Below are 25,736 nucleotides of genomic sequence, written 5' to 3'. Positions count from 1 at the left end.
CACGGGCCATCAGGCAACAGCAGTCCGAACAAATCCCTGCCGTCGGGCGGGCTACGGGGCGCCTGTTCGCACGGTGGCGTCACCGGGGCGGATGTCCACGTCGACCAATCAGTGCGAGCCTGCGGACGATAGGACACTGATGCGCAGCAGCACGGGGTGATCGGCTGGGCGGCGATCCCACTCCTCTTGGTGCCACAGCAGGGCGCGAGTGCGCTCCACTTGGAAGGTGTCGTGCTCTCCCGGATTCAAGGTCGTTTGCTGGACCCGTCGTTCGCGTTCCGTCCAGTGGCTTACGAACTGAGCGGGCCGACGGTGGGCGCCGCTGGGCGGGAAGCTGACTGAAGCGCAAGGCTGCGTGAGATCGTGCGATCATCGCGGATCCGGACCGTGATCGTGAATGGTCCGTCGCGGTCCGCGACGCCTGCATCCTGAGAAATAGCATCTGGAGCGCACCGCCTGCGGCCTCGAGTTTCAAGATGAGTCGAGGGACCTGCTCCGCCGCCCACCGCTGTTTCTCAATCATGGCGACAGACTTCGCCAGGGTCGTTGCCGCTATCCGCTGGACCGTTTGCCTTCACGGCGACCCCAGCCCCGAGCGTTACCCAGCGCTACATGTCCGTCCGTCGTAGCTCTGCGAGAACCGGGCCTCGACCCCCGCGAGTTCGCGAAAACTGAAGATGGTTGAACGGGAACCTACGGGTCGGATGTGTCGGTTTCCGCTCCTGGGCCCGCGGGTTCTCGTGAATACACGGTTGGCTGCCCTGCTCAGGGCAGGGTCGGAATGCGGGGGGACCTCCTCGGTGATGGCGACGGTGTGCTCGATGTGGGCTGCTCGCGTAGCGGATGGCGGTCTTCTCGTCGATGCCGAAGACGAGCGCGAGGTGGAGCGAGTCGGCGCCGTGGATGAGGGCCTCTTCGAGTCGGCGGTCAACGCGGAGCCGTTCGAGGGTGGCGGTGAGGTTGCGGGTGGCCCGGGTGGTCCAGAGCTTGCGCTACAGCTGCGGGAGCACCTCACCGGCGATGAGTTCCAGGTGGTCGAGGTCGGTGAAGTCGATCAGTCGGAGATGGATACGGCTTGCGCCGATCGCGGCGAACTCGCCGAGCCGCTCCACGAGCTGGGCCGGTGATCCGACCACCGGATCCTCCGGCGGCAGCGCGCTCTTGACGTGCAGCGGGGCGGCCCGCCGTTGCGCCTCCGCGTCGGTGCGGCCGATTGCGACCACGACACCGGCCGAGAGCACCAGCGGTGCCTGACCGGCTTCGGCCCGGCCGGTCCGGTCGCATGCCTCGGCAACCCGTTGGTACGCCCGGGCAGTCTCTGCCACCGACTTGAAGGGCATGTTGAACTCGTCGGCATACCGAGCGGCCAGCTCCGGGGTGCGCTTGGGGCCGCGGCCCCCGACGATGATCGGCGGCGTCGGTACCTGTACTGGCTTCGGCAGGGCGGGCGCGTCGACCAGCTGGTAGTGGTCGCCGCGGTAGCTGAAGCTCTCGCCGACCGGTGTCCGCCACAGCCCGGTGATCACCGCCAGCTGCTCCTCCAGCCGGTCGAAGCGCTCCGGGGCGGACGGGAACGGGATGCCGTACGAAATGTGCTCCCGTTCGTACCAGCCGGCGCCGATGCCGAGCTCGACCCGCCCGCCGCTCATCCGGTCGACCTGCGCCACCATCACGGCCAGTGGGCCTGGCAGCCGGAAGGTGGCCGAGGTGACCAGGGTGCCCAACCGGATCCGGGAGGTCTCCCGGGCGAGCGCGCCCAGCGTGAGCCACGCGTCGGTGGGGCCGGGCAGCCCGGGATCGGCGCCCATCGCCTGGTAGTGATCGGCCCGGAAGAAGCCCTCGAACCCGCCGGCTTCGACGAGTCGCACAAAGCGCAGCTGATCCTCGTAGTCCGCGCCGCGGTGCGGCTCGGTGAAGACGCAGATCCGCAGGGTCATCGCCCCTCCGTTTCGGCCGACGTGGACACGTCCCGTTCCATCAGCAGCTCGTGCAGATCGGCACTGCACCGGGCCACTTCGCCGAGGTGCGCAGTTCGGCCCAGCTTCCTCGGCCGGGGAATGGCGATGTCGACGATCTTGCGGATCCGGCCCGGGCGCGGGCTGAGCACCACCACCCGGTCGGCGAGCAGCACGGCCTCGTCTGTCGAGTGGGTGACAAAGACGACTGTGGCCGAGTTCTCGATGTGGATGCGTTGCAGCTCCACCGCGAGGTCCGCGCGGGTCAGCGCGTCGAGTGCGGAGAACGGCTCGTCCATGAGCAGCACCCGGGGCTCGCCCATCAGCGACCGGCACAGTGCGACACGTTGCTGCATGCCGCCGGAGAGCTCGTGCGGCCGGTGCTTCTCGAAGCCGCTCAGTCCGGCCGTCTCCAGCAGCCGGTACGCCCGGTCGCGGTGCTCGGCCTTGCTCCAGCCGAAGATCTCCACGGGCAGCATGACGTTGTCGAGGACGGACCGCCAGGGCAGCAGGGCCGGCCGCTGGAACAGCATGGCGACATCCCGCCGGGCTCCGGTGACCCGCTCGCCGCCGATGGTGATCTCGCCCTCGGTGACCGGCAGCAGCCCGGCGATCAGCCGGAGCAGTGTGGACTTGCCGCACCCGGACCGGCCCACCACCGCCACGAACTCACCGTCGGCGATGTGAAGGCCGATGTCCTGGAGCGCCGTCGTCGAACCGGACCGGCTGGTGAAGCTCCGGGACACACCGGTGAGTCTGATCATCCGGCGGTCTCCCCATCCACTGGCGATCGCCATGTCGGCCGGTTCGTGACGCCCGGTCAGGTTACTGGAGCGATCTGCTCAGCGGTACCTGTCGTGCTGCCGGTGAATTCCCCACACCTGGCCCCACAACTGCCCGGTTCTCGTACGCTGTTGCCCGCACCAAAGTGTCATGCCCTCGGCGGTTCCGTCACGCCGTTCTGTCTCGACGCTCCTCCGTCGGCGCAGCCGGCGGGCGGAAAGGACAACACTGTGCGCATGAACAGGTTCGCCCGTACGGTCGCCGCGGTGGCCCTGGCCACAGCACTGGCGTTGGTGTCGGGGTGTGGCGGCTCGGATTCCGAAGCAGGTGCCGATGCGGACGCCAAGGCACTGGAGAAGGTGACCTACCTGACCTCGTTCGGCAACTTCGGTCGGGACGCCTACGCCTGGGTCGCGAAGGACAAGGGGTTCTTCGAAGAGGCCGGCTTCGAGGTGGAGATCAAGCCGGGCCAGGGCACCGGCGGCGTGATTCCGGCCGTCGTGGGTGGCCGGGCGCAGTTCGGCCCGATCGACCTGACGGGAGGTCTGCTGCACATGGGCAGTGGCCAGGCGAAGGACTTCGTCGCGGTGGCCGCTATCCAGCAGCGCACCATGGCCGCCATCGCCACCACCGAGGGCAACGGCATCGCTGCACCGAAGGACATCGAGGGCAAACGGCTCGCTGACACGCCCGGCTCCGTCGTGCGCAACCTCTTCCCGACGTACGCTCGACTGGCCGGAGTGGACGCCGACAAGGTGACCTGGGTCAACGGCGATGCACAGACCCTGATGGGCACGCTTGCCAGCGGCTCGGTGGACGGCATCGGCCAGTTCGTGGTGGGTAAGCCGACCATCGAGGCGGTGACCAAGAAGAAGGCCGTCCTGCTGCCGTACAGCGACGTGATGCCCGATCTCTACGGAAACGTGCTGATCACGTCGAGGAAGATCGCCGAGCAGGAGCCGGAGATGGTGAAGCGGTTCACCACCGCGCTGCTCAAGGGCTTGGAGTACAGCCTCGCCAACTCGAAGGAGGCCGCCGAGATCCTGAAGCGGAACGTGGACGCCACGAATCCGGCGGCTGCGGCCGCCGAGTTGGAGTTGATGGCCGCGTACGTCAGGCCAGGCGGTTCCGGCACGGCGATCGGGACGCTGGACTCCGGACGGGTCGCGAAGAGCATCGCGATCCTCGACGGCGCGGGTGCGCTGCCGCAACGAATGACCCCTGAGCAGATCATCGACTTCGACCTCGTACCGAAAGCCTGATCGCGCTGGTTGCCCGAACGTCCACTCCCCGCCGGCGGTCGGGCGGGGAGCACCGGCACTGCCGCCCGACTCCGCGCTGAGTGACCTGAGCACAAGGAAGAGCTGGGCGGCCCGAGGAGGATGGGATGACCGAACTCTCGCAGCCGCAGCAGGCCCCGGCGGCGGCCCCGAAGTCGGGGGCCGTGCCGCGAGTGGGCCTCCAGCGCGGGGCGGGTACCGGCGCCGTACTGCTGCCCTCGGCCGGGCTGCTGGTCGCGCTCGGCGTGTGGTGGTTTCTCACGTCGGTGCTGGAGGTGGTCCACCCGGTGGTGCTGCCTCCGCCCGGTGCCGTTCTCTCGGCGTTCACCGCAGCCCCGGCCCAGTTCCTGGAGCACACCGGCGACACCGCGGTGGAGACGGTTGTCGGGTTCGTGCTCTCCAGTGCCTGCGGAGTTCTGATCGGACTGTCACTGGCCGCCTCGCGGGTACTGGAGCGGATGTTCACGCCCCTGCTGGTCGCCGTCAACGCAGTTCCGAAGATCGCGCTCGGGCCGCTGCTGGTGGGTGCTTTCGGCTGGGGGCAGAAGCCGGTCCTGATCATGGTGTTTCTGCTCTGCTTCTTCCCGATCGTGCTGTCCACCGCGACCGGTCTCACGTCGACCCCGGCGGACCTGGCCGAGTTGGCGCGCTCGCTGGACGCCTCACGCTGGCAGGCGTTCCGGAAGGTCCGGCTGCCGGCCGCGCTGCCGCAGATCTTCGTCGGGCTGAAGGTGGCCATGCCGCTCGCCGCGATCGGCGCCGTCATCGGTGAGTTCCAGGCCGGTGAGTCCGGACTGGGCTATCTGATCGTGCAGGCCGGCGGGGTCGGCGACACCGCCACCGCCTGGGCGGCGATCATCCTGATCGGGCTGATGAGCATCCTGCTCTACTTCGCTTTGGTGCTGATGGAGCGGTTCGCGCTTCCCTGGGTCAGGGAAACCACCTCGCGCGGCTGAACTGTGGGACTCTGTCGCCCGATTCTCAGAGAATCCGGCTGGAAGCGGACCTTCCCATCCGCCCCTCGGTGCGGCACCGGGCGCCGGCGGACCTACGCCTCAGCGGGGAGTCGGGAAGGTGGAAGGGTGCAGCCACGCGACCGGGCGCGGTTACTGTTCCAAGTGAGGTTTTCTCAGCGAAATGATCTCTGCGGCGTTGTGCGGTTCGCTCAGCGGGCGGTGCTGGGCTGTCGGCAGGCGTGAAGCCCCTGGTAGGACAGGTCTCACCACAAGATCTTGTCTGCTGAACCAGAGGCTTCACGTTGGTGACCTACGCTGCCACGCTCGACGTCCCGCGCCACATCGTCGAGTTCCTCTCCCGTCTCCTGGCCAGGCACCGCCGCCGCTTGCGGACCCCGCGCGGGTCTCGGGTGCTGGGCCCGTTCCGGCAGACCGTCCTGGTGCTGCGCTGGTTCCGGGAGCACGGCTGTGTCCACTGCCTGGCCCGCGATGCCGGCATCTCGCAGGCCACCGGATACCGCTACCTGCACGAGGGCATCGACGTCCTCGCCGACCAGGCGCTCGCCCTGCACGAGGTCCTGACGCACTGTCAGGCGTCTGGGGATGACGCACGTGGTCCTCGACGGCACACTCATCGAGTGCGACCGCGTCGCCGGAGCGCGCGAAAACGGCAATGACTGGCGGTTCAGCCAGAAGCACAAGGTGTTCGGTGGCAATGTGCAGTTCCTGTCCGCGCCGGATGGCACCCCGCTGTGGGTCTCCGAGGTCGAACCGGGGTCCGTCCCGGACATCACCGCGGCCCGGCTCCATGCCCTGCCTGCCTTGTACAAGGCGGCCACCAAGGGCCTTCCCACCCTCGCGGACAAGGGCTACATCGGCGCCGCCCTCGTCCTCAACGGCCAGTGGAAATGATCTCCGTTGAGAAAACCTTACTGGCTGTCCCGTTCTTCCTAAGGCTCGGCGGACGAGCCGGCTAGCGCGCCACACGGTAGCGGAGGTAGACGACTCTCGAGCTGAAGGTGCGGGTCTCGACGAGTTCGAGATCCACCCGGCGCTCGCGCTGGGGAAAGAACGGAATGCCACCGCCAACCAGCACCGGGTAGACCCTGGCCCGGTACTCGTCGATCAGACCCAATGCGGCCGCCTCGGCGGCGAGAGTCGCGCCGCCGATCGCGATGTCGCCCTCTTCCGGCTCGGCTCGCAACCGCTCGATCTCCTCCGCCAGGCCGCCGGAGGCCAGGCGGGCATTGCCCTGCACCGCCGACAGCGTGGTGGAGAACACCACCTTCGGGAGCGGCTTCCAGATCGCGGCCCACTCGAGCATTGAGTCGTCGAGCGAGGGATCCTGGTCGGCGGTCTCCCAGTACAGCATCGTCTCGTACAGCCGTCGTCCCAACAGGTGGACGCCGACCTCTCGGATCTCGTCGATCCAGGAGCGAAAGATCTCCTCGTCGGGCGCCGTCCAGTCGAAGCCGCCGTCCGGCCCGACGATGTAGCCGTCAAGTGAGACGCTCATCGAATAGGTCACGCTGCGCATCAGAAGTCCTCCTCTGTAACGGGTTCGACAGTACGACCGCCGGACGCCGCAGGACTCATCGCGGCTCGCGGGATCCCCTGGGCCGAGTCACCTCACGAGATCGTTTCGTTGAGAAAACCTCACTGAGCCCGGTTGCTGGTTTGCTGACATGCTGTTGTCCCCTTCACCTTTCGGATCCAGGTAAGTCATCAGGCCCAGAAACCTCCTTCCGAGTCCCTCCCGGCTGAGCCGGGGATACAAACAGAGCGCCTCGTGGCGCACATGGTGCGTTCAATCGTCCACCTGTGTCGGCCGAGTCGTTTGACATCCTCCCCCTCTTAAAAGAGGGGGATTCCAACCCGGTTGGGTTGAGGTTCACGGACGCTCGACCGCTGTGTGGGCGGTGTCGTCCCTCCGGCACCGGCTGAGCGCCGGGGGCGGGGGATTCCGCCCTGTCCTGCCGCGACGTTGTTGGCTGCGTTCTTGTCCGCGTTGCAGGTGAAGCCGCAGGACACGCAGATGAACTCGGCTTGGCTCTTGCGCGAGTTCTTCTCGATCCATCCGCAGGCGCTGCACCGCAGACTTGTGTACGGGGCGGGGACGTCCTCTACGCGGCCGGGGGCCTTCTCCTCGGTCCTGCGCCTGAGGATGCCCCAGCCCTGGGCGAGAATCGCCCGGTTCAGCCCGGCCTTCTGCCGGACGTTCTTGCCCGGCGCCTCCATGGTTCCCTTCGCGGAGGCGGTCATGTTCTTGATGTTCAGCTTCTCGAACCGCACCAGGTCATACGACCTGGCCAGCATGGTCGAGGTCTTCTCGCACCAGTCCTTGCGCCGGTCCGATTCCCGGGCCTTGAGCTTGGCGACCTTGGCGTACTCGGCGGTCTTGGCCTCGCTGCCCTTGGACGCGCGGGCGGCCCGGCGCTGGTGCTTGCGGATCTGGGTACGTTCCTTGACGGTGAGCTGCGGGCAGTTCAGTGTGCGGCCGTCCGACAGCGCTGCGGTGATCTTCACACCCCGGTCGATACCGATGACCTCCCCAGTGCCGGGTGTGTCAATCGGGACAGGGACGACGGCGAACGCGATATGCCATTGCCGGTTGCGGTAGGTGACACGGAACGTCTTCGCCGCCGGGAGTTCCGGCCGGGTGAGGCGGAAGCGCACCCAGCCACAGCCGGGCACCTTCACCTGCGCCCACTTGCGGTTCAGCTTCTGCACCACGGCCGAGCGGCCCATGACCTGCTTGCCGGTCTTCTGGTTCAGCTTCGGCGCCCCGTCCGCCTCGAATTCAGGAATCCGATCGGTACCGATGACCCGGAAGCCCTCGTGCCGGTATTTCTTGCGCCACGTCGGCTCACCGAAGCCGGAGGTGAACTTGGCGTTCTTGGCCTTGGCGAAGTCCTTCAGCGCCTGCTGCTGCACGTCTACGTTGCCGGCCCGCAGCCACTCGTGGTCATGCCGGGCCTCGGTGAGTTGGCGGCACTGCTCGGCGAACCCGGGCGCGGACTTACGTCCGGGCTTCCAGTGCGCGTGCTGCTCGACGGCGAGGTTCCACACATACCGTGCGTGCGCGCAGTGCAGTGTGGATTTCAGCGTTAGGTGTCACCGACGTCGCTGGCTGACCTGGGATGCCCTGTTGAGATCTCAGCGGTATTCGTCACCGAATGCGCGAGCTTGTTGTCACCAGTCGCGTGTTCGCAGCCGAGTTGTCACCGTGTGTGCCGTGTGGAGGCACAATGCGGGGTCATGGGTGAGCAGGACACGAGCATCAAGACGACCAAGGCTGTCCGAGATCGGCTGAGGGTTCTGGCTGCGGAGCGGGGCGTCAGCATGAATGAGGTCCTGGAGGAGCTGGTGAACCGGGAGCTCACGATGGCGGAGAGGGAAGAGCGGGGGCGGTACGCCATGGAGGAGATCCGTCGGATGACCGGCGTGACCGTCTCCGAGGAGGCGCGGGCCAGGGCACGGGCCTTTCTGCGGGGACTCGGAGGGGATGGCAGTGCTGCGTGAGACGGTGATCGTGGTTCTCTGTTCCGGGCAGTAATTTCCGATGCGGCCTGCCACTGCTGCGTGGTGGGATGCGCCACATGAGTGACTCACTGCGTGCCCATATCGAGCACCGCGCGGCATACATCGCCGAGTACGGCGAACCCGCGTAGTCACTCGTCGTCGGCGGCGACTGACGCGGGTCTCGGTCACCGGGCGGTTGTGGCCGCCACCGAGTGGGCGATGTCGCGATGAGCCTCGTGTTCGGCGAGCCGGCCGGTGAGGGCAGCGCGGACGTCTTCGTAGGTGTCGGGGCCGAGCGGGAGGCGGAGCGGGGTCGCGCCGGAGTCAACGAGGTCGATCATCGCGTCAGTGAGCTTCTCCGCGCTGTTGGGCACCGGGAAGTGCCCGCCGAGGAACGCCTGCCGGGTCTGGGCCGCGGGGGTGTTCTCGTACTCGGGCAGGGGCGGTGCGATGTCGAGCGACGTGCCGAAGTTGGTGGGGGTCGCACCCGGCTCGATGATGGTCAGGGCCAGGCCGAACGGCGCGATCTCGTGGGCGACGGTCTCGCAGAACCCCTCGATGCCCCACTTGGAGGCGTGGTAGTAGCTGAGGCTGGGGTAGGTGGTCTGACCGCCCGCGGTGGATACCTGCAGGATGCGGCCTCGGCCCTGGGTGCGCAGGTGCGGGAGGGCGGCACGGATGACCTGGATCGAGCCGAGCAGGTTGGTGTCGATGACGCGTCGGATCTGCTCGTCGGATGCCTCCTCGACGGAGGCGAGGACGCCGTAGCCGGCGTTGTTGACGACGACGTCGATCGTGCCGAGGGTCTTGAACGCCTCGGTGACGACGCGACGCACTTGCTCGGTGTCGGTGACATCGAGCTGGGCGGTCCAGAGCCGGTCGCCGTGCTCGGCGCGGAGGTCGTCGAGAGCCTCGGGCCGGCGGAGCGTGGCGGCGACGCGGTCGCCACGGGCCAGGAGGCGTTCGGTGAGCAGTCGCCCGAAGCCTGAGGAGGTGCCGGTGATGAACCAGGTGGTGGTCATGGTGTGTCCTTCGCTGTGTGGTGCGCGTAGCTGGTCGCGGTGTCGCTGATGCGGGCAGGGGTCATCGATGCGACGGCCTGGGCCTGGGCATGAGTCGGCCGAGCTGCTCGCGCTGCCGTGAGGCAACTCGGCCGGACTCGTGAAGGGGTGCCGTCGTCAGCGGGTGCCCGCCTCGGCGCGCGCGTAGAACGCGGCGAGCTCGTGGGGGTTCTTGGTGTAGACGTCGATCTTGCGCACCGTTCCGTCCTCGACCTGGTGGATCTCGACCATGGTCAGCGGGAATTCCTCACCGGTGGTGTGGGCCGTGAGCGTTCCGGTGAGCGTTCCGATGACGCCGGCCGGGCCTTCGAACACCTCGGCATCAGTGATGGCGACGTTGGCGTAGCCCATCATCGCGCCCAGGATCGACTGCACGAACACCTCGCGGCCCTGGTGCACGCCGCCGTAGGGGAGCTGGGTCGGCTCGTCGACGATCACCTCAGGGTCGAGCTTGGCCAGGACACCCGGCACGTCGCCCTTGCTCAGCGCGTCATACAGCCCTCGCACGACATCCGCGGGGCTCTCCGTCACCGTCTCGATCTGGTTACTCATCTCGCGTGCCCTTCAGGTTTGTTCCGGTACTGGGAAGGTCGGCCGGCCAGGGGGCGCATACGTCCTCCCACCGGTCGGGCCCCGGGAATCGGGGCACGCACCATGCAACGGCAGACGGCCGTGACGGGGGAGTTTCTGCTGTGAGGGGTACTGGCAGGGACCCCCACCCCTCGCGCGGCCTGCCTACCCTGGTCGGCATGGACAACCGGGACGCAGTCAGCTCATTCCTCCGCTCCCGACGCGAGAGGATCACCCCCGAGCAGGCAGGTCTGCCGACGTATGGTCAGCGGCGGGTGCCCGGACTGCGCAGGGGCGAGGTCGCCACGCTCGCCGGGGTGAGCGTCGAGTACTACACGCGCCTGGAGCGCGGAAACCTCCGAGGCGTCTCCGACAGCGTGCTGGACGCCCTCGCCCAGGCCCTGCGGCTGGATGCCACCGAGCGCATGTACCTGTACGACCTCGCCCGCGCCGCCGGACCGGCGCCCGGGGCGCGGGCACGGAAGCGGGAGGTGCGGCCGGCGGTGCGGCCGAGCGTGGCCCGGATCGTCGAGGGCATGTCGGGGATGGCGGCGTTCGTGATGAACAACCGCCTCGATGCGCTGGCCGCCAACCCGCTGGGCCGGGCCCTGTACTCGGAGATGTACGCCGATGCGACATGCGGGGCGAACGTCGCCCGGTTCGCGTTCTTCAGTCCGGCGGCCAGGCGGTTCTACACCGACTGGGAGCGCATGGCCCGCTTCGCCGTGGGTGCGCTGCGCGTCGAGGCGGGGAAGAGCCCTTACGACCGGGAACTGTCGAATCTGATCGGTGAACTGTCCACCCGCAGCGACGCCTTCCGCGTGATGTGGGGATCCCACGACGTGCATGTCTTCCGCGACAGCACCAAACGCCTCAACCACCCGCTCGTCGGCGACCTGGAACTCGACCAGGAGACTATGAGCCTGCCGGACGAAAGCGGCCTGAGCGTGGTCGTCTACAGCGCGCCCCCCGAAACCGCCGCCGAGGACGGCCTGAAACTGCTCGCCAGCTGGTCCGCCACGACCGGACAGGAACAGCACGCGCAATCCACGAGCAAACCGTCGACCCGGCAGCCCTGACGGGCGACACCTGCCCAAAGAACCACTCCAACCACCTGCGGCCACCTGCGAAGTCCCATGTCGCCCAGCCCCGGTGACCGGGGCTGGGGAATTCCAGGCTCTGTCGGAGATCTCGTTATGCGCACCGCCGGACGTACCTCCTGGCCATAGCTCCAGGGTCCTCCCATTCGGCGGCGCGGGACCGGGTCATTCCTCGTCGGTGGCATCCGGATCGCGCAGCGGACGCAGGCCTCCGGGCAGGTCGGGAAGCTGGAAGGAGTACCGGCCGAGCATGTTGACGTGATGCCGCACGAACGGCGAGAGGCGGGCCACGTCCTCGTCACGGACGTCGAAGCCGTCCGCACGCAGCTGGTTCACCGCGGCGTCCATGTACCGCGTGTTGAACAGCACCAAGGCGTTGAGGACCAGGCCCAGGGCGCCGATCTGGTCTTCCATGCCGTCCTGGTAGCGCTGGTAGAGCTGCCCGGACCGGCCATGGAAGATCTTCCGGGCGAGGGAGTGGCGACCCTCCTGGAGGTTCGCCTGGCTCTTGATCTGCCGCCGGTAGCCGGGCTCGTCGGCCAGGCGCAGGATGTGCAGGGTCTTGGCGATCCGCCCGTAGTGGGCGATCGCGTCGCCGAGCGGGGTGGGGCGGCCGTCGCGGGACAGCATCCGGATCACGTCGTACGCGCGCACGGCGCCGGTGTGGATGGAGCCGATGATCCGAAGGATGTCCTCCCAGTGCCGTTCGATCCTGGCGAGGTCGACCCGGCCGCGGGCCGCGTCCTGGAAGGCGCCGTAATCGGCGGCGCGGTCGATGCGCCACATCTTCTGATCCGGCAGGTCAGCGAGCTGCGGCGCGTACGCGAACCCCGCCAAGGTGAGCAGCCCGAAGACAATGTCGCTGTAGCTCGCAGTGTCGGTGACGATCATTTCGGGACGCTTGCCGCCGTCCCGGTCGTAGAGGACGTCCAGCACGTACAGCGAGTCGCGCGGGGTGCCAGCCACGACCTTCCCGCCCAGCCCCGCCGCCTGGTCGTTGATCATGTTCAGCCAGGTCGCCCCGCCCCGGCGCCCGAAGTACTTCCGGTTCGGCCGCGCGTACACCGACGGCACGGGGACGATGAACCGCATGCCGTCCACGGAGGCGACCAGGCCGCCGCCCCACGCCTGCGCGAGCGGGATGGCCGCCTGGTAGTCATCAGCGTGGCGTTCGCGGCCCGGTACGTCGCCAGCCGCAGATACGTCTGGTCGACATGGGACAGGCGCGCGTACTTCAGGGCGTCCGCGGCCCCGATGACCGGGGTGTAGCCGACGTTGCAGCTATGCGCGACCAAGAGCGCGGCGATCGTCACGTTCAGGTCCTTCAGCCGGGCCTCGCCGCCGGTGACCGAGGTGAACGCCTGGTCGGCGCCGGTCCAGAAGAACACCTCCAGCAGGGCCTCCGGCAGGTCGACCCGGGGCAGCATCGCCTCCACTGCCTCGCGCAGCTGGCGCAGGGAAGCGGGTTCGGGCTCCGGCTCCAGGGCGGCGAAGTGCAGCCGGCCGTCGTCGTCGAACACGATCTGGGAGTTCGCCGGCACCCGCGCGGCGACCTCGCGGTAGGTGCCGTCCAGCAGCGCGGCCCGCGCTGCCAGGTGCTCGCCCGCCTCCGCGGGCAGGTTGAGCGAGGCGAGCACGGTCGGCTTTGCCTGCTCCCACACCTCCCCGTCCAGCAGCTTCGCCCTCGGGTCACTCCACTTGGAGGAGCTCTTCGCGAACACCTGCTTGCTTCGGAGCATCCGGTGCACCTGCTCCAGCACGCAGAACGCGTACGCCTTCCAGTCGACCGTGCCCGGCTCCAGGTGCGGCGCGGACAGCACCAGCCGCCGCCACGACCCGGTGAGCAGGCCGGTGTCGATCTCCGCCGGGCCGACCTTCTTGCGTCCCATCAGGTCCGGCAGCGACTTCAACGCCTTCAGGACCGGCAGGCCCTCCGGGGTGGCGCCGAAGTCGACCACCGTCACCAGGAGCTTCAGGAACGGCCGCACGGTGCCAAACCGGGTGACCAGCTGGGCCCGCCATGCCTCGTCCGCGTCCGAGTCGAGCGGCGGCGTCAGCTCGAACAGCGCAGCCATCGCCGCCGCCAGCTCGTGCCGGGGCACGACCTGCTCGATCCGCTCCCACATCGCCTCCAGCGTCTCCACCTCCAGCGGGCTGATCTCCCCAGTGTCGGTGTCGACCTGCTCGCTGGTGGTGTCGAGAGCATGATCGACAGAGGGCTCAACGGGAGGCAGATCTGGACAGATCTCCTGGACCAGCACGACTGCTTGATCACATACGGCGCCATCCGCCACTACATCAGATACGCACGATCCCGAACGGCGCCAGCACGAGCAGACAATCAGGAGGCCAACGGATCAGCATCTCCTTGACATCCAACCCAGTCAGCCCAGATCAGCGCACTTCATACGACTGACTTCGCCGCCGAAGGACAGCTCGGCGTAGGGCGGGTCATACCGGATCGTGCGGTCCCGTGCCGATGCAGCCGATCAGCTACCTCTAGACGACTGGTCTACTCGACTGCTATGGTTTCACCCATGCCGGTCACCACACGGAACACAGACACCCGTCGGATCATCCTCGACACCGCCCAGCGGATCATGGCCCGCAAGGGCTACTCGGCTGTCGGTATCAATGAGGTGCTCGCGGAGGCCGGCGTACCGAAGGGGTCCTTCTATCACTACTTCGCCTCGAAGGACGCCTTCGGTGAAGCGATCCTGCAGAGCTACTTCGCGGACTACGTCACGGACATGGACACTGTCCTTGCCCGCCCCGGTCGGTCGGCGGCCGAGCGGCTGATGGCCTACTGGCAGCAGTGGCGTCAGGCGCAGAGCGTCGAGGAGTGCCAGGGCAAGTGCCTGGCCGTGAAACTCGGCGCCGAGGTCGCGGACTTGTCCGAGTCGATGCGCCTGGCTCTGAAGGAAGGCACGAGTGCCATCGTCGACCGCATCGAGCGGACGATCACCGAAGGCTTGGAGGACGGCTCTCTCTCGGTCGACGGTGAGGCTCGCGATGTCGCACAGGCCCTGTACGACATGTGGCTCGGGGCAAGTGTCATGGCCAAGATCCACCGCAGCCTGGCCCCTTTGGACACCGTCACAGCGACAACTCGCAGGCTGCTGCACCTGTAGAAGCCCCGCGCCCCATGACCGGTCCGGTCATGGGGACCCCTTTCACCCATTGATAGTAGACTGGTCTACTCACTCACCAAGGAGTGTGTCATGAAGGTTCTGATCGTTCTCACCTCGCACGACGAGCTGGGCAACACCGGCCGCAAGACCGGGTTCTGGCTGGAGGAGCTGGCGGCGCCGTACTACCGCTTCAAGGAGGCCGGCTGGGAGATCACGCTGGCCTCGCCCAAGGGCGGCCGACCGCCGCTGGACCCCAAGAGCAACGAGCCCGGCTTCCAGACCGACGACACCCGCCGCTTCGAGGCCGACGCGGAGGCGACCCAGGCACTGGCCAACACCGTGCGCCTCAAGGCGGTCTCGGCCGGCGACTTCGACACGGTGTTCTACCCCGGCGGGCACGGACCGCTGTGGGACCTGGCCGAGGACGCCGACTCCGCGCGGCTGATCGAAACGACCCTGCGCTCCGGCAAGCCGGTCGGACTGGTGTGCCACGCCCCCGGCGTGCTGCGGCACGTCGTCAACGAGGGCGGCACCCCGCTGGTGCAGGGCAAGAACGTCACCGGCTTTGCCAACTCCGAGGAGGATGCCGTCCAGCTCACCGACGTCGTCCCCTTCCTGGTCGAGGACGAACTCACCAAGCTCGGAGGCGTCTACTCCAAGGCCGGCGACTGGCAGCCCTATGTCCTGCAGGACGGTCTGCTGATCACCGGGCAGAACCCGGCCTCCTCGGCCCCCGCGGCCGACGCCCTGATCGAGCTGGTCACCAAGGCCAGCTGATGAGCGCCTACGTCGTCATGCTCCGCGAGCGCGTGACCGACCCGGACGAGCTGGCCCTCTACGCCAGCTCGGCCCGGGCGGCCCGGGCCGGCCACGACTTGACACCCGTCGTGGGGTACGGGGCGATCGAAACTCTGGAAGGCACCGCGTTCGAGGGAGTGCTCATCCACCGCTTCCCCAGCGCCCAGGACGCGCGGGCCTGGTACGAGAGCCCGGCCTACCAGGCAGCACTGCCCCACCGCCAAGCCGGCGCCGACTACCGCGTCTTCATCGTCGAAGGACTCGACGACACCCAAGGCCGCTGAGACTGCTCGGCCAGAGGTGCCGGTCTGCACCGCAGTGCGGCGCAGACCGGCACCGTCGAGCCTCAGGCACCGCACAAGTCAGCGGCGACCTGATCACCAACTCCAGCACCGGCCTCACCCGGCTGATCATGAGGCACAGCACTCTGCTCGACACGCACCACACCAGCCTCATCACCGCTGGATCGGCGGTCGAGTACGGCGATGTGCCCCGTGGCGACGCCGCCGCGTTCATCGCTGCCGGGCCGCACCAGCCCCTCCCTCAACCGCGTGATGGTCGAAGTTCCTCGACGGTGACACCCCCGTCACCGGAGCCGTCACCCCACAGATGACGCCGTGACCTGAATGTCAGAGATCCCAGCTCTCAACCCTGCTTCAGGCCACCCATGGGCCGCGAAGGGTCTTTCGTGGCGATGCCGCCGCGGACCTGGCGCCGAAGATGCCGCCGCCCGATCCGGCCGCACAGTGCCAGGACTACGAGAAAGACAGGACTCTCCGTGACTCTCACCCTTGAACGAGCTTCGGCCGAACGCCTGCTTATTGGACCCGCACCCTGGGTCATAGCCGCCCAGGGGGCTGCTGCGCTGGCCGCCAGTACCGGGGTCGGCCGCTTCGTCTACACCCCGATCCTGCCGCTGATGCACGACCAGGCCGGCCTCTCCGCCACGAGCGGGGCGAACCTGGCGACGGCCAACTATGTCGGCTACCTGGCCGGCGCGCTGGCCGGCAGCTTCGCACCCCGACTGGTCCGCTCGCGCCTGGCGATGCGTGCCTCGCTGATCGTGATGGCTGCTTCTCTCGCCCTGATGCCGCTAACCCAGGACGTCACCCTCTGGTCGGGGTTGCGCCTCATCGCCGGGTTCACCAGCGCGCTCGCCTTCGTCTACGCGGTCGGCGCACTGCTGTCCGGACTGCGCCGATCGGCCCCGCATCTGATCGGCTGGGGATTCGGCGGTATCGGTGCGGGAATCGTGCTTTCGGGAGTGCTGGTCCTGGCCGTCCGCGAAATCTCGACCTGGCGTACGGCGTGGTGGATCGCGACCGTCCTCACGCTGCTGCTGACCGCAGCCTCCTGGAAACTCGACCCGCCCGCCCCGCAGGCCCCGCAGACAGCAGGCGGCCCGGCGAAGACCCGCCCCCGTACACACCGGTGGTTCACCGCACTGGCGCTCAGCTACACCCTCGAAGGCATCGGCTACATCATCGCCGGCACCTTCCTCGTCGCCTCGATCACCCAGGACGCCCCCGGCTGGGTCGGCGCAGGAGCGTGGGTCGTCGTCGGACTGGCCGCGATCCCCGGTTCGGCACTGTGGACGTCCCTGGCCCGACGCTGGAGCCGCCCCACCCTGCTGGCCTCCGCCTTGATGCTCCAGGCCGCGGGTATCGCCCTCACCGCACTCATTCCCGGCAGCGTCAGCGCGCTCGTCGCAGCGGCCGCCTTCGGCGGCACATTCGTGGGCATCGTCTCCCTGGCACTGGCCCTCGGTGAACACCTCCAAGTCCCGCGCGCGATCGCACTGCTGACGGCCGGATATGGAATCGGGCAGATCATCGGCCCCCTGATCTCCCAGCCTCTGCTGGGAACCGGCTACTCAGCCTCCCTGCTGCTGGCAAGCGTCATCCTGGCAGCCGCGACCGCGGCGGCCGCAGCGCTCAGGGTCCGCTACCCCCACCGGCTGGGCCACATGACCGAACCCTCCCGCCTGACACACAAGCTGCCCACGCCGCGCCCCTCACACACTCATGCTCCCCGCGCCCTCCAAAACCGGAGCAACTGAGGAGGAAGCACAGCTCTGGCCGAATCCAGGAAGTCCCATCAACGCGGAGAGGGTTGCCCACGGCGTGCAGCCCGACCTGCTCTGGGGCGATCTGCGCCCGCTTGTCCTTGAGGAAGTCTCCGAGCTCAACTCACGCCCTTAAGTGTCACATCCGGCCAGTGCGGGGTTCCTGGGGCTGCCCCCCAAGGAACGTTGCGGCCAGCCACCGCATGCAACGACTCACCCCAACGAAAGGATTCACTTTGTCTACTATCACCCTGGATATCGCAACTCGCCTCGCTGCCGCCGGTCAGAGTGCAGCTGAGGAGATAGGAACCGCGATGAACATCGCCATTGTCGATGCCGGCGGCCACCTGCTGCACTTCACGAGGATGGACGACGCCTGGCTCGGCTCGATCGACCTGGCCCTGAAGAAGGCCAAGACCTCGATACTCTTCTCGAGGCCCAGCGGAGCCGTGGGGGAGATCTCGCAGCCCGGCGGTCCTGTCTACGGTATCGAGCACAGCAACGGCGGTCTGATCTCTTTCGGTGGCGGGGTGCCGATCGTGGACGCGGACGGCCGCGTGGCCGGGGCTGTCGGCGTCTCCGGCGGCACCGTCGACCAGGACGTCCGCGTTGCCGAAGCCGCCGTCCAGGCGTACTGACCCGTCCACCTTCCAGGGCCCGGGCCCTGGAACGGCGGCTACGCCCGCCGGTCCTTGCTTCGGCCGCATGCGCGGTGACTCAATGTCCGCCAACCGGAACGCTCAGAAGCCGCATCTCAACCGATCATGGAACGTGCGGGTCGAACAGGTCTCCCGCCGGGGTGATCTTCTCGTTCGACTGCACCATCGTATAAGTGCCTCGCGCACGTGTAAGGCAACGCGGCCGATCATCCCGATCGGGTGCGCCGGTACCCAGTCGGACATGACGGACGGTGTCCGTCCAGGCGTAACATGACGCGCTGGTTCGCCAGTTCGTATCCGATCGTCACCGCGACCTTGCCGAGGCTCGCGATGCCGCTCTGGTCGACCTTGCGGTCGACCTCGATCACCGTGCCCGGCTCCAGCCGCCCCAGCCGGCCTGCAGCCGGGGTGGCCGGTGGAGGCCCCAGACCCTCGTAGCCTGCGAAAGGTGCCACCAAGACATCCACGCGGGACGGAGTGCAGCAGCCGCTGCCAGTGGATGCGTACTGATTGACATTTCTGGGCGGTTCGCGGTCCTGCTGTCACCAACTCTGGACAACCGCTTCCTCTTCGCCGTGTTGCCGATTATCTGGTCGTGTGGGCGAAGTACGTGCTGGTGGGCAAGGGTCTGCCGGTTCCGCGGCCCTGGGTGGGGCCTTGTGGTCGCACCGCTGCCGGTGGGACGAGTTGCTTGTTCCTGTGTCGGTGGCCGCGGGACGGGATGCCTTGGTTCTGGGACCGGGGTGGTCCCGCCGCTGGACGGCAACGTTGCGGACGGCGGGCGAGGAGGTGTCGTGCGCAATCCGGGATCTGGCGCAGGCGGCGATGGTGCCGGGCGGAAGCCCGATGCGTGGATTCTCGTGGCGCCGGGCTCAGCGCCATCGCCCCGGCCTGCATTTCCTGGTGAGCACGGGGCGCCATCATGGGGCTGAGAGCCTGGAAGAGGCGCGTGTGCTGCTGGCGATGGACTTCGCGGCCGACCTGGTGGACGTCGTCTCGCAGCCCATGCGACTGCGGTTCGATACCGAGACCGGTCGGCGGGCGCACATCCCGGACTTCCTGGCGGTGACCCGGACAGGCATGTGGCTGGTCGACGTCCGGCCGCAGCCGCTCATCGGACCGGACGATCTGGTGGCGTTTGCCGCGGCCGCCGAGGTCGCGCTGGCCTGCGGCTGGCGCTATGTGGTCGCGGCTGGCTGGAGGGAACACGTCGCCGCCGCGGTGGATGTGTACTCCTCTCAACGGCGGCCGCTGTCAGATCCGTTCGGGTTGCGTCCGGTTCTGCTGGCGGCCGCCTGCGGCGGCGGGACGTTCGGTGAACTCGCGGAGGCCGCGCCGTTTCCCCCGCTGGGCCGGGCCCAGCTGCTGCACCTGCTTTGGCACCGCACGCTCGGAGCCGATCTGAGCCGGCCGTTCGGCGACCGCTCGATGGTGATCAACCCTGCGGGACGGACGCGGTGAGGGCGGCCGCGGTCCTGGACCTGTCGCCCGGGGCCGTACTGGTGCTGGACGGCGCTCAGTGGACGGTCGAGCACCGGGAGCCGGAGCTGGGCCGGGTTCAGCTCGTCGGGGAGGATGGCAACCGGCAGCGGGTGAGTTTCCGGTTCCTGGCCAACCACCCCGGCTGCCGCCCCGCTTCGACAACGGCGGCTCGTGGCGCCGACCGGGGCCGTCAGCCGAAGACGTTGCGGGATCTGGAACCCGGGCAGCGGGAGATCGCCGCCTTGCGGCTGGCTCATCTGCTGGAGGTGGAGACCGGCTTCCGCAGCGGGGACCCGCTTCGGCCTGCCCCGGGTGAGCCGAAGCCGCAGTACGACCCGGCCACTACGACCCTGACCGCCCGGCGGAAGGCCAAGGCTGTCGAACTGGCCGCCATGGATCGGCAGCAGGCCCGGTTGCTGGGCCTGGACCGGGTCGGCTATCGCACGCTGATCCGCTGGGACGCCCGCCGGCGGGAGGCGGGTGTGGTGGGCTGCGCGGACGAGCGGTGGCTGCGTGAGAGCGGTGGGCACCCCAGTGTCACCGAGGAGATCCGGGAGGCGGTCTTCGCGGTCCGCGCGGAGACCCTGCACCGATCGAGGGTGACCATGCGGACCCGCGAACGCATGATCCACCAGCACGTACGCGAAACCTTCCCCGACCGCGATGTCACCGTCCCCAGCTACAACACCCTGCGCACGGTATGGCGCGAGTGGTTCGGCCCGGGCGGATCCCGCCAGCGTTATGCGCGCTCGGCCGAACTGCCGGTGAAGAACGGGCATGTGCTCGTCCACCGGCCCGGCCAGGTGGTCGCGCTCGACACCACGGTGCTGCCGGTGATGGTCCGGGAGAGCGTGTTCGGTGACCCGGTCAAGGTCCACCTGACCCTGGCCATGGACGTCCACACGCACTCGCTCTGCGCCTTCCGGCTCACCCTCGTCTCCGACACGTCGGTGGACGTCGCGATGCTGCTGCGGGACGTGATGCTGCCGCTGCCCATGCGGCCCGACTGGGGCGCGGACCTGGAATGGCCCTATCCCGGCCTGCCCGCCGCGGTGGTCGCCGAGTTTGCCGGGCACAGGGTCGCCGGCCTGCCGTTCTTCGCCCCGGAGACGGTGACCACCGATCACGGCTCGGTCTACCGCAACCACCATCTGGTCGACGCCCAGCGAGTCCTGGGCTGCAACGTCCTGCCCTCGCGGATCCTGCGGCCGACCGACAAGGCCGCAGTCGAGCGCGCCTTCGGCGCGGTCAGGACGCTGCTGTTCGAGCAGCTGCCTGGCTACACCGGCATCGATCCCGCCGACCGCGGCGCCGACCCGGACGGCGACGCGGTGCTGACCATCGACGAGATGGAACACCTCATCGCCACCTGGATCGTGTCCGTCTGGCAGCGCCGCAGGCTGGGCCAGTACGCACCCAGCTGGGACCCCGGCGGCGACCACAGCCCGAACTCACTGTTCGCGGCCTCGTTCGCCCAGGCCGGTTTCGCCATGGAGATCCCCTCGCCGGAGCTCTTCTACGAACTGCTGCCCGTCCACTACGTTCAGAAGATCGATCCCCGGCGCGGGGTGAAGATCCGCGGACTTTGGTATGACGGACCGGCCCTGGACCCCTACCGCGGCCAGCGCTCCGCACGCGGCGGCCGGCGCAAGGGCTCCTGGGTCGTCCGCCGGGACCCCAGGGACCGCCGCACCGTGTTCTTCCAGGACCCGCTCAGCCACGACTGGCACCCCCTGCCCTGGACCGGGCTGCCGCCCGGAGGACAAGCACCCGCCTTCGGTGACGCACGAGTACGCGAACTGCTCCAACAGGCCGAAGCCAGTGGCCTCAGGCCCCGCACGGACGACGAACTCCTCCCCGTCCTCATGGAGTTGCTCGGCTCCCGCATCCCGGTGAGCCAGTGGAAGACGCAGATGCCGAAGTCCGCACGGACCGAGCACGCCCGCGAGGTCACCCAGGCCAGCGCCGCCCAGGCCGACCGCCCCCACAGCACGGCCCGCCCATCCCCGGCCGGGGCGGTGGTGACCCCGCTGCGCTGGCCGGAACGCGCCCGGGAGGCGGACGCCAGCATCGCCGGCGCCCGGCGCCACCGCCGGGAACAGGCCGTCCGGGCAAGGCCCACGCCGCCGCCTTCCCTTGGCGCGTCCTTGCGCGCGCGTGACCTGTTCCTGCTGCCCGAGGACGACGAGGAGGAGCCGCCCGATGGCGGATGCACCAGATGAGAGCGGCATCGTCCCCTTCCTGCGGGCCGGGCCACCGCCGGACCGCACCCACTACGAGGGCTGGCGTCAGTGGCGCGACCAACGGGACCAGTTCATCCCGGCCCCCAGACTCTCGGTCGAGGAATACACCGCCCTCAGCCCGCGTCGGCAGGCCCTGCACGACCTGCACCGCACCGCCACCCACATGAACATCGGGCTGCTGGAAACACCGATGAGCGCCAAGGTCACCCGGCTCATGCGGACCGGCTGCGGAACAACGCGCTGAACTTCGAGCCCGGCACCCGCGACGGCCTGATGATCAGCGGCGGTGGTTACCTCGGCAAGACCGAAACCGCCTGCGCCGCCGCGGCCGCCTTCGAGGACGTCTGGCGTGATCTGCATCGCCAGCTCCTGCCTCCGCCCGTCGAGGGCACCCGCGACCTGTTCGTCCCCGTTGCCTACTGCCGCACCCCGGTTCGGGCCACTCCCAAAGGGCTCTGCACGGCCGTCCTCGACTACTTCGGCGCCCCGCACCCCAAGACCCTCAACGGCATGATCCGCGCCGTCCGCGACTCCCTGCGCGACCACCGCACCACCGCCCTGTTGCTGGACGACATCACCCGCCTGCGCCTCCACCGCGAGGACGACCAGGACACCCTTGATCTCATCCGCGAACTGATGGACCTGAACGTCACCCTGGTTCTCGTCGGTGTCGACATCCCCAGCTCCGGTCTAATCAGGGGAGGTTATCCAGACCCCCGGACCGGCCAGCTGATCATCCCGCCGGTCAGGTCCGGCAAGAGCTTCAACCCCACGGCCGCCACGCAGACCGAGCGCCGCTTCGACCTCGTCGATCTCGACCCCTTCGACTACGACACCACCGAAGGCATGACCGCCTTCCTCGACCACCTGGCCGGGATCGAAGACCGGCTCCGGCTGTTCCGTTCCTGGGCCGGCATGCTCACCGATGGCGAGATGCCCGAGTACCTCTACGACCGCACCCGCGGCATCGTCGGCCTGCTCAAACGGCTCATCGAGGACGGCTGCGCCGACGCGATCGAGTCCGGCGCCGAGCAACTCACACCCGAGCAACTGGCCACGATCCCCATCCGGCTGGGCAACCTCGCCGACCGTGACCCGGACGCCGGCGAAGTCCCCGAGATCCCCAAGGACGTGTCCCCTCCTCAAACGCCGAAGAAGCCCTCAAGGGGCCGCAACAAGGCCTTCGACGACCAGGGCACACCACCAGCAGCCGACGCATGAGTACACCTCACAACGAGCCCCGGCCACTGCCCCGCAGCCTCGCACCACTCCACGACGAATCGGTGGCCGGCTACCTGCTGCGGCTCGCGCACCGGCTGGGCACCTCGCCCGGCCAGATCACCAAAAGGACCGGACTTCTCCCCTCCGGGAGCGGCCATGCTCCCGCGTACCCCGGCCGCAGCCTGCCGATTAACCTCCTCTATCGCCCTGGCGAGGACCGCATCCGCACCTTCGCCCGGGTCACCCGGCTCACGCCGGACGAGGCCGACCAACTGTTCCTCGCGGCCCTGGGGCGGCACTACGGCCCACTCAACGAGGACCTCACCCGCCGCGGCAACTCCGCCAGGATGCTCCACAACAATCCAGGGCTCTACTCCCGCTGGACCCGATACTGCCCGCAATGCCTCCGCGGCGACGACAACAGCCCCATCCAGCAGCGGCACGGAGGAAGCTGGAGACGCTCCTGGAGACTCCCGCCCGTCTTCGCCTGCGTGGAACACCAGCGGCTCCTGATCAACCACTGCCCCGCCTGCGGCCAGGCCGCGCTCGGCGGCAGCAGATTCAGCTTCATCCCCAGCCCCGGGGAGGAAGGCATCCACCCCGCCCAGTGCCGAGCATCCCGAATCGGCACCGGCCCGAACGACCGCCCCCTCCTCTGCGGCGCCGACCTCGCACAACCCGCGCGTCTCACGGCAGCTCACGACGAGCAGACCATGAAGGAACTGCTCGGCCTGCAGCAGCAGATACTCGACCTCCTCGACCCCCACCGCACACAGAGCATCGGCTGGCTCGTGCCCACCGTCCACTACTTCATGGACCTCCGCGTCATGAGCGCACTGGTCCTGCTGTCCTGGCCGGCCACCCAGGACCTCGCCGCCACCGCGGAGATGAAGAACGCCGTCGACCAGGCCGCCACAGACTGCCGCACCACTTGCAACGAGCTACGGGCCAGAGGAGGCAAGCGCCACACATCCCGCGCCTTCAGCACCCTCCCGGATGACCCATTCGCCGCAGGGGCGGTGCTGCATATCGCCGATCGCCTCCTCGCCACGGAAGACGACGACGTCTTCGACGCCATCCGACCGGTCTTCCAAGCAGCACAGACTAGAGAGCCCGAAATGGCAGGCACGCTCCGAAACTCACCGGCCATGCCCCTGTCGCAGCCACTGCGACGCCTTCTGGCCGTCCGCGACAAACCAAGATGGAGAGGGAGCAGGACCTACATCGCGAGCGCCACAGACCTCGTCCACGTCACAGGGAAGACGATCTGGTGACAACCAGCACTGCGAAGTGACAACTATCGCGAGCAGTCACATGCAGCAGCATCTGCTGCTCCTGCTCATGCGTGGGGTACATCCGAAACCTGGACATGGCCCCATTGTGGGGCCATACTTGACGTGTGATCAAGTTCAACTTCCGCATGCCCGACGACCTGTACGAGAGCGCCAAGGTTGCTGCCGCCGCTGATGACCGCTCCCTGAATTCCTGGCTGGTCGCCGTCGTGCGACGCGCCGTCCAGTCGGGCGAGACGCCGAATCGCCCTGAAGGTGATTCGGCTACTCCTGCCCCGCTACGCGGGAGCGGGAATTCCCCCCGGCCCTGAAGGACCGGGCTCCCTGCCCGGAAAGACCGGCGGAGCCGCGGCCGGCCGGGCCGGGCAGAACGGTGTGGTTCGAGTGCCTGGGACAGGCCGAGGGCACGGGGTGAGGGTGTCAGTTCAGCGCGCTCTTGGCCCGCCATTCCTCCCACGGCACGTTCCACGCGCCGTAGCCGTTGCCTGGTGCCACCGTCCCCTTCGTGTCCGCGCCGCTGACCTCGAACGGGTCGCCCGGCCGCAGTTGCCCGTAGAGCCAGGCCGCGTCGGCGTCGCTCATACCGATGCAGCCCGAGCCGCGGTTGGCCGTGCCGAAGTACCGCGCGTTCCACGGCGCTGCGTGCGCGTACATCCCGGACCAGGTCAGCCGCATCGAGTAGTCGACCATCTTGTCGTAGGCATCGCCGAGGCCGACCGTCTCGGAGTTCATCCGGATCGTGCCCTCCTTCGCCATCAGCACGGCCGTGCCCCGCCAGGAGCGCTTGTCGCCGCCGGGCGTGCCGCCGGAGACCGGGATGTCCCGTACCGCCGTGCCGTTGCGCTCCAGCGTGAGCCGGTGGCGGTCGAGGTCGACCTTGACGATCTGCCGCGCGCCGACGGCGAACGAGGCCGTGTAGTCGCGGACGAACCAGCCGCCGTCCGGGCCCGAGTCCGTGCCGTTCAGCTCGGCGTGCAGTCTCACGCGGGTGCCCGGCTTCCAGTACTCCTTGGGCCGCCAGTCCACTCTGTCCCTGCCGGACCAGTCCTTGAGCCAGCCCCACGAGCCCTCGGTGCCGTCGGACGTGGTGACCTTCAGCTGCTTCTCCACCTCGGCCTTGTTCGCCACCGGGTTGTCGAAGACGAGCGAGACCGGCTGGGCGACGCCGACCGTCGTGCCGGTGCCGGGCCGCCAGTCGACCTTGTTGACCGTGCGAGCCTCGGCCGTCGTGAACGACGCGTGTGTCGAGGAGGCCCTGCCGCCCTTGGTACGGGTCGCCGCCGTGACCGCGTACGTGGTGCCGGGCACCGCCTTGCGGTACGAGGTCCATGCCGTGCCGCCCTGCGACATCCGGCCGGCGAGCGGACGGCCGTCGGCGTCCGTGACCGTGACCGAGGTGAGGCTGCCGCCCGATGCGGTGACCCTGACCGGCTCGCCCGCCCTGGCGCGCTTCCCGTTCGGTGTGACGGAGACGGTCACAGGGCGGTCGTCGCGGTCGGCGACCGCCTGCGCGTCGTCCGTGCGCGCGGGGCCCTCGGTGGAGGGGGAGCAGGCGGCGAGCGAGGCCAGCACAATCGCCGCGGCCACCGCACGTACATGTATCCGGTGCACAACAAAC

At 68.5% G+C, this 25,736-nt stretch carries 24 protein-coding genes and 1 pseudogene; 16 read left to right on the top strand and 9 right to left on the bottom strand.

Features of this window, described 5'->3' with window-relative positions; all coding sequences use genetic code 11:
- Nucleotides 1-992: 992 nt before the first annotated feature.
- Together ACFVJQ_RS40150 and ACFVJQ_RS40145 are read right to left on the bottom strand one after the other, a co-directional pair.
- Nucleotides 993-1,937: an LLM class F420-dependent oxidoreductase gene (locus ACFVJQ_RS40150; protein ID WP_385512205.1), complete on the bottom strand. Its 945-nt coding sequence runs from the start codon at nucleotides 1,935-1,937 to the stop codon at nucleotides 993-995.
- Nucleotides 1,934-2,719, bottom strand: coding sequence for an ABC transporter ATP-binding protein (locus ACFVJQ_RS40145; protein ID WP_385512208.1), 786 nt, complete (start codon nucleotides 2,717-2,719; stop codon nucleotides 1,934-1,936). The genes ACFVJQ_RS40150 and ACFVJQ_RS40145 overlap by 4 nt, the downstream gene beginning before the upstream one ends.
- A gap of 255 nt (nucleotides 2,720-2,974) precedes the next feature.
- Here ACFVJQ_RS40145 and ACFVJQ_RS40140 point away from each other — a divergent pair, with 255 nt between their 5' ends.
- The 3 genes from ACFVJQ_RS40140 to ACFVJQ_RS40130 all read left to right on the top strand — a co-directional run bounded on the left by ACFVJQ_RS40140 (nucleotide 2,975) and on the right by ACFVJQ_RS40130 (nucleotide 5,886).
- Nucleotides 2,975-4,000: an ABC transporter substrate-binding protein gene (locus tag ACFVJQ_RS40140; protein WP_385512210.1), complete on the top strand. Its 1,026-nt coding sequence runs from the start codon at nucleotides 2,975-2,977 to the stop codon at nucleotides 3,998-4,000.
- A gap of 125 nt (nucleotides 4,001-4,125) precedes the next feature.
- A complete protein-coding gene (locus ACFVJQ_RS40135) occupies nucleotides 4,126-4,974 on the top strand; it encodes an ABC transporter permease (protein WP_385512212.1) in 849 nt (282 codons plus the stop codon).
- Nucleotides 4,975-5,577: 603 nt separating this feature from the next.
- Complete coding sequence (locus tag ACFVJQ_RS40130; protein ID WP_385790776.1) at nucleotides 5,578-5,886, top strand: transposase family protein; 309 nt, start codon at nucleotides 5,578-5,580, stop codon at nucleotides 5,884-5,886.
- A 61-nt stretch (nucleotides 5,887-5,947) separates the two neighbouring features.
- Here the strand turns inward: ACFVJQ_RS40130 and ACFVJQ_RS40125 are convergent, their stop codons facing one another.
- The gene (locus ACFVJQ_RS40125; protein WP_385512214.1) at nucleotides 5,948-6,511 is read right to left on the bottom strand and encodes a dihydrofolate reductase family protein; all 564 of its coding nucleotides are present in this window, start codon (nucleotides 6,509-6,511) and stop codon (nucleotides 5,948-5,950) included.
- Nucleotides 6,512-6,828: 317 nt separating this feature from the next.
- Entirely contained in the window at nucleotides 6,829-8,043 is a 1,215-nt protein-coding gene (locus tag ACFVJQ_RS40120; protein WP_385790774.1) for an RNA-guided endonuclease InsQ/TnpB family protein, read from the bottom strand.
- Nucleotides 8,044-8,232: 189 nt separating this feature from the next.
- Between ACFVJQ_RS40120 and ACFVJQ_RS40115 the strand changes: the two genes are divergently transcribed.
- Nucleotides 8,233-8,496, top strand: coding sequence for a hypothetical protein (locus ACFVJQ_RS40115; RefSeq protein WP_385790772.1), 264 nt, complete (start codon nucleotides 8,233-8,235; stop codon nucleotides 8,494-8,496).
- Nucleotides 8,497-8,681: 185 nt separating this feature from the next.
- On the opposite strand, the gene ACFVJQ_RS40110 is transcribed toward ACFVJQ_RS40115, so the two are convergent.
- Both ACFVJQ_RS40110 and ACFVJQ_RS40105 read right to left on the bottom strand, forming a co-directional pair.
- Complete coding sequence (locus tag ACFVJQ_RS40110; protein WP_385790770.1) at nucleotides 8,682-9,518, bottom strand: SDR family oxidoreductase; 837 nt, start codon at nucleotides 9,516-9,518, stop codon at nucleotides 8,682-8,684.
- 156 nt (nucleotides 9,519-9,674) lie between these two features.
- Nucleotides 9,675-10,109, bottom strand: a complete 435-nt coding sequence (locus ACFVJQ_RS40105) for a nuclear transport factor 2 family protein (protein ID WP_385790768.1) — start codon at nucleotides 10,107-10,109, stop codon at nucleotides 9,675-9,677.
- Nucleotides 10,110-10,306: 197 nt separating this feature from the next.
- Between ACFVJQ_RS40105 and ACFVJQ_RS40100 the strand changes: the two genes are divergently transcribed.
- The gene (locus ACFVJQ_RS40100; protein WP_385790766.1) at nucleotides 10,307-11,206 is read left to right on the top strand and encodes a helix-turn-helix domain-containing protein; all 900 of its coding nucleotides are present in this window, start codon (nucleotides 10,307-10,309) and stop codon (nucleotides 11,204-11,206) included.
- A gap of 186 nt (nucleotides 11,207-11,392) precedes the next feature.
- Here the strand turns inward: ACFVJQ_RS40100 and ACFVJQ_RS40095 are convergent.
- Nucleotides 11,393-13,425: pseudogene (locus tag ACFVJQ_RS40095) on the bottom strand (Tn3 family transposase); the annotation flags it as partial.
- 339 nt (nucleotides 13,426-13,764) lie between these two features.
- On the opposite strand from ACFVJQ_RS40095, the gene ACFVJQ_RS40090 reads away from it, so the two are divergent.
- The 5 genes from ACFVJQ_RS40090 (at nucleotide 13,765) to ACFVJQ_RS40070 (ending at nucleotide 17,859) form a co-directional block, all read left to right on the top strand.
- Nucleotides 13,765-14,358, top strand: a complete 594-nt coding sequence (locus ACFVJQ_RS40090; RefSeq protein WP_385790764.1) for a TetR/AcrR family transcriptional regulator — start codon at nucleotides 13,765-13,767, stop codon at nucleotides 14,356-14,358.
- A gap of 90 nt (nucleotides 14,359-14,448) precedes the next feature.
- On the top strand, nucleotides 14,449-15,135 hold the full coding sequence (locus ACFVJQ_RS40085) for a type 1 glutamine amidotransferase domain-containing protein (RefSeq protein ID WP_385790762.1): 687 nt from the start codon (nucleotides 14,449-14,451) through the stop codon (nucleotides 15,133-15,135).
- Nucleotides 15,135-15,440: a DUF1330 domain-containing protein gene (locus ACFVJQ_RS40080; protein WP_385790760.1), complete on the top strand. Its 306-nt coding sequence runs from the start codon at nucleotides 15,135-15,137 to the stop codon at nucleotides 15,438-15,440. Before ACFVJQ_RS40085 ends, ACFVJQ_RS40080 begins: the two co-directional genes overlap by 1 nt.
- Nucleotides 15,441-15,934: 494 nt before the next feature.
- Nucleotides 15,935-17,215: a YbfB/YjiJ family MFS transporter gene (locus ACFVJQ_RS40075; RefSeq protein WP_385790758.1), complete on the top strand. Its 1,281-nt coding sequence runs from the start codon at nucleotides 15,935-15,937 to the stop codon at nucleotides 17,213-17,215.
- 209 nt (nucleotides 17,216-17,424) lie between these two features.
- Nucleotides 17,425-17,859 carry a heme-binding protein gene (locus ACFVJQ_RS40070; protein WP_385790756.1) on the top strand — a complete coding sequence of 145 codons (435 nt, stop codon included), beginning with the start codon at nucleotides 17,425-17,427 and terminating at the stop codon, nucleotides 17,857-17,859.
- Nucleotides 17,860-18,086: 227 nt separating this feature from the next.
- On the opposite strand, the gene ACFVJQ_RS40065 is transcribed toward ACFVJQ_RS40070, so the two are convergent.
- Nucleotides 18,087-18,335, bottom strand: a complete 249-nt coding sequence (locus ACFVJQ_RS40065) for a hypothetical protein (RefSeq protein ID WP_385790754.1) — start codon at nucleotides 18,333-18,335, stop codon at nucleotides 18,087-18,089.
- A gap of 244 nt (nucleotides 18,336-18,579) precedes the next feature.
- Here ACFVJQ_RS40065 and ACFVJQ_RS40060 point away from each other — a divergent pair, with 244 nt between their 5' ends.
- From ACFVJQ_RS40060 to ACFVJQ_RS40035, 6 genes are all read left to right on the top strand, one after another.
- Nucleotides 18,580-19,341, top strand: a complete 762-nt coding sequence (locus ACFVJQ_RS40060; protein ID WP_385790752.1) for a TnsA-like heteromeric transposase endonuclease subunit — start codon at nucleotides 18,580-18,582, stop codon at nucleotides 19,339-19,341.
- Complete coding sequence (locus ACFVJQ_RS40055; RefSeq protein WP_385790750.1) at nucleotides 19,338-21,584, top strand: transposase; 2,247 nt, start codon at nucleotides 19,338-19,340, stop codon at nucleotides 21,582-21,584. The genes ACFVJQ_RS40060 and ACFVJQ_RS40055 overlap by 4 nt, the downstream gene beginning before the upstream one ends.
- Nucleotides 21,565-21,849: a hypothetical protein gene (locus ACFVJQ_RS40050; protein WP_385790748.1), complete on the top strand. Its 285-nt coding sequence runs from the start codon at nucleotides 21,565-21,567 to the stop codon at nucleotides 21,847-21,849. The genes ACFVJQ_RS40055 and ACFVJQ_RS40050 overlap by 20 nt, the downstream gene beginning before the upstream one ends.
- 29 nt (nucleotides 21,850-21,878) lie before the next feature.
- Nucleotides 21,879-22,826, top strand: a complete 948-nt coding sequence (locus ACFVJQ_RS40045; RefSeq protein ID WP_385790746.1) for an AAA family ATPase — start codon at nucleotides 21,879-21,881, stop codon at nucleotides 22,824-22,826.
- On the top strand, nucleotides 22,823-24,100 hold the full coding sequence (locus ACFVJQ_RS40040; protein WP_385790744.1) for a TniQ family protein: 1,278 nt from the start codon (nucleotides 22,823-22,825) through the stop codon (nucleotides 24,098-24,100). Before ACFVJQ_RS40045 ends, ACFVJQ_RS40040 begins: the two co-directional genes overlap by 4 nt.
- Nucleotides 24,101-24,225: 125 nt before the next feature.
- Nucleotides 24,226-24,429: an Arc family DNA-binding protein gene (locus tag ACFVJQ_RS40035; RefSeq protein WP_385512217.1), complete on the top strand. Its 204-nt coding sequence runs from the start codon at nucleotides 24,226-24,228 to the stop codon at nucleotides 24,427-24,429.
- A 109-nt stretch (nucleotides 24,430-24,538) separates the two neighbouring features.
- On the opposite strand, the gene ACFVJQ_RS40030 is transcribed toward ACFVJQ_RS40035, so the two are convergent.
- Nucleotides 24,539-25,729: an Ig-like domain-containing protein gene (locus ACFVJQ_RS40030; protein ID WP_385790742.1), complete on the bottom strand. Its 1,191-nt coding sequence runs from the start codon at nucleotides 25,727-25,729 to the stop codon at nucleotides 24,539-24,541.
- Nucleotides 25,730-25,736: the final 7 nt, after the last annotated feature.

This window comes from Streptomyces sp. NPDC127197 (genome assembly GCF_042672405.1).
Classification (GTDB): domain Bacteria; phylum Actinomycetota; class Actinomycetes; order Streptomycetales; family Streptomycetaceae; genus Streptomyces; species Streptomyces flavusporus.
The sequence above is the reverse complement of the archived record's forward strand: the minus strand, read 5'-3'. Positions and strand labels throughout refer to the sequence as shown.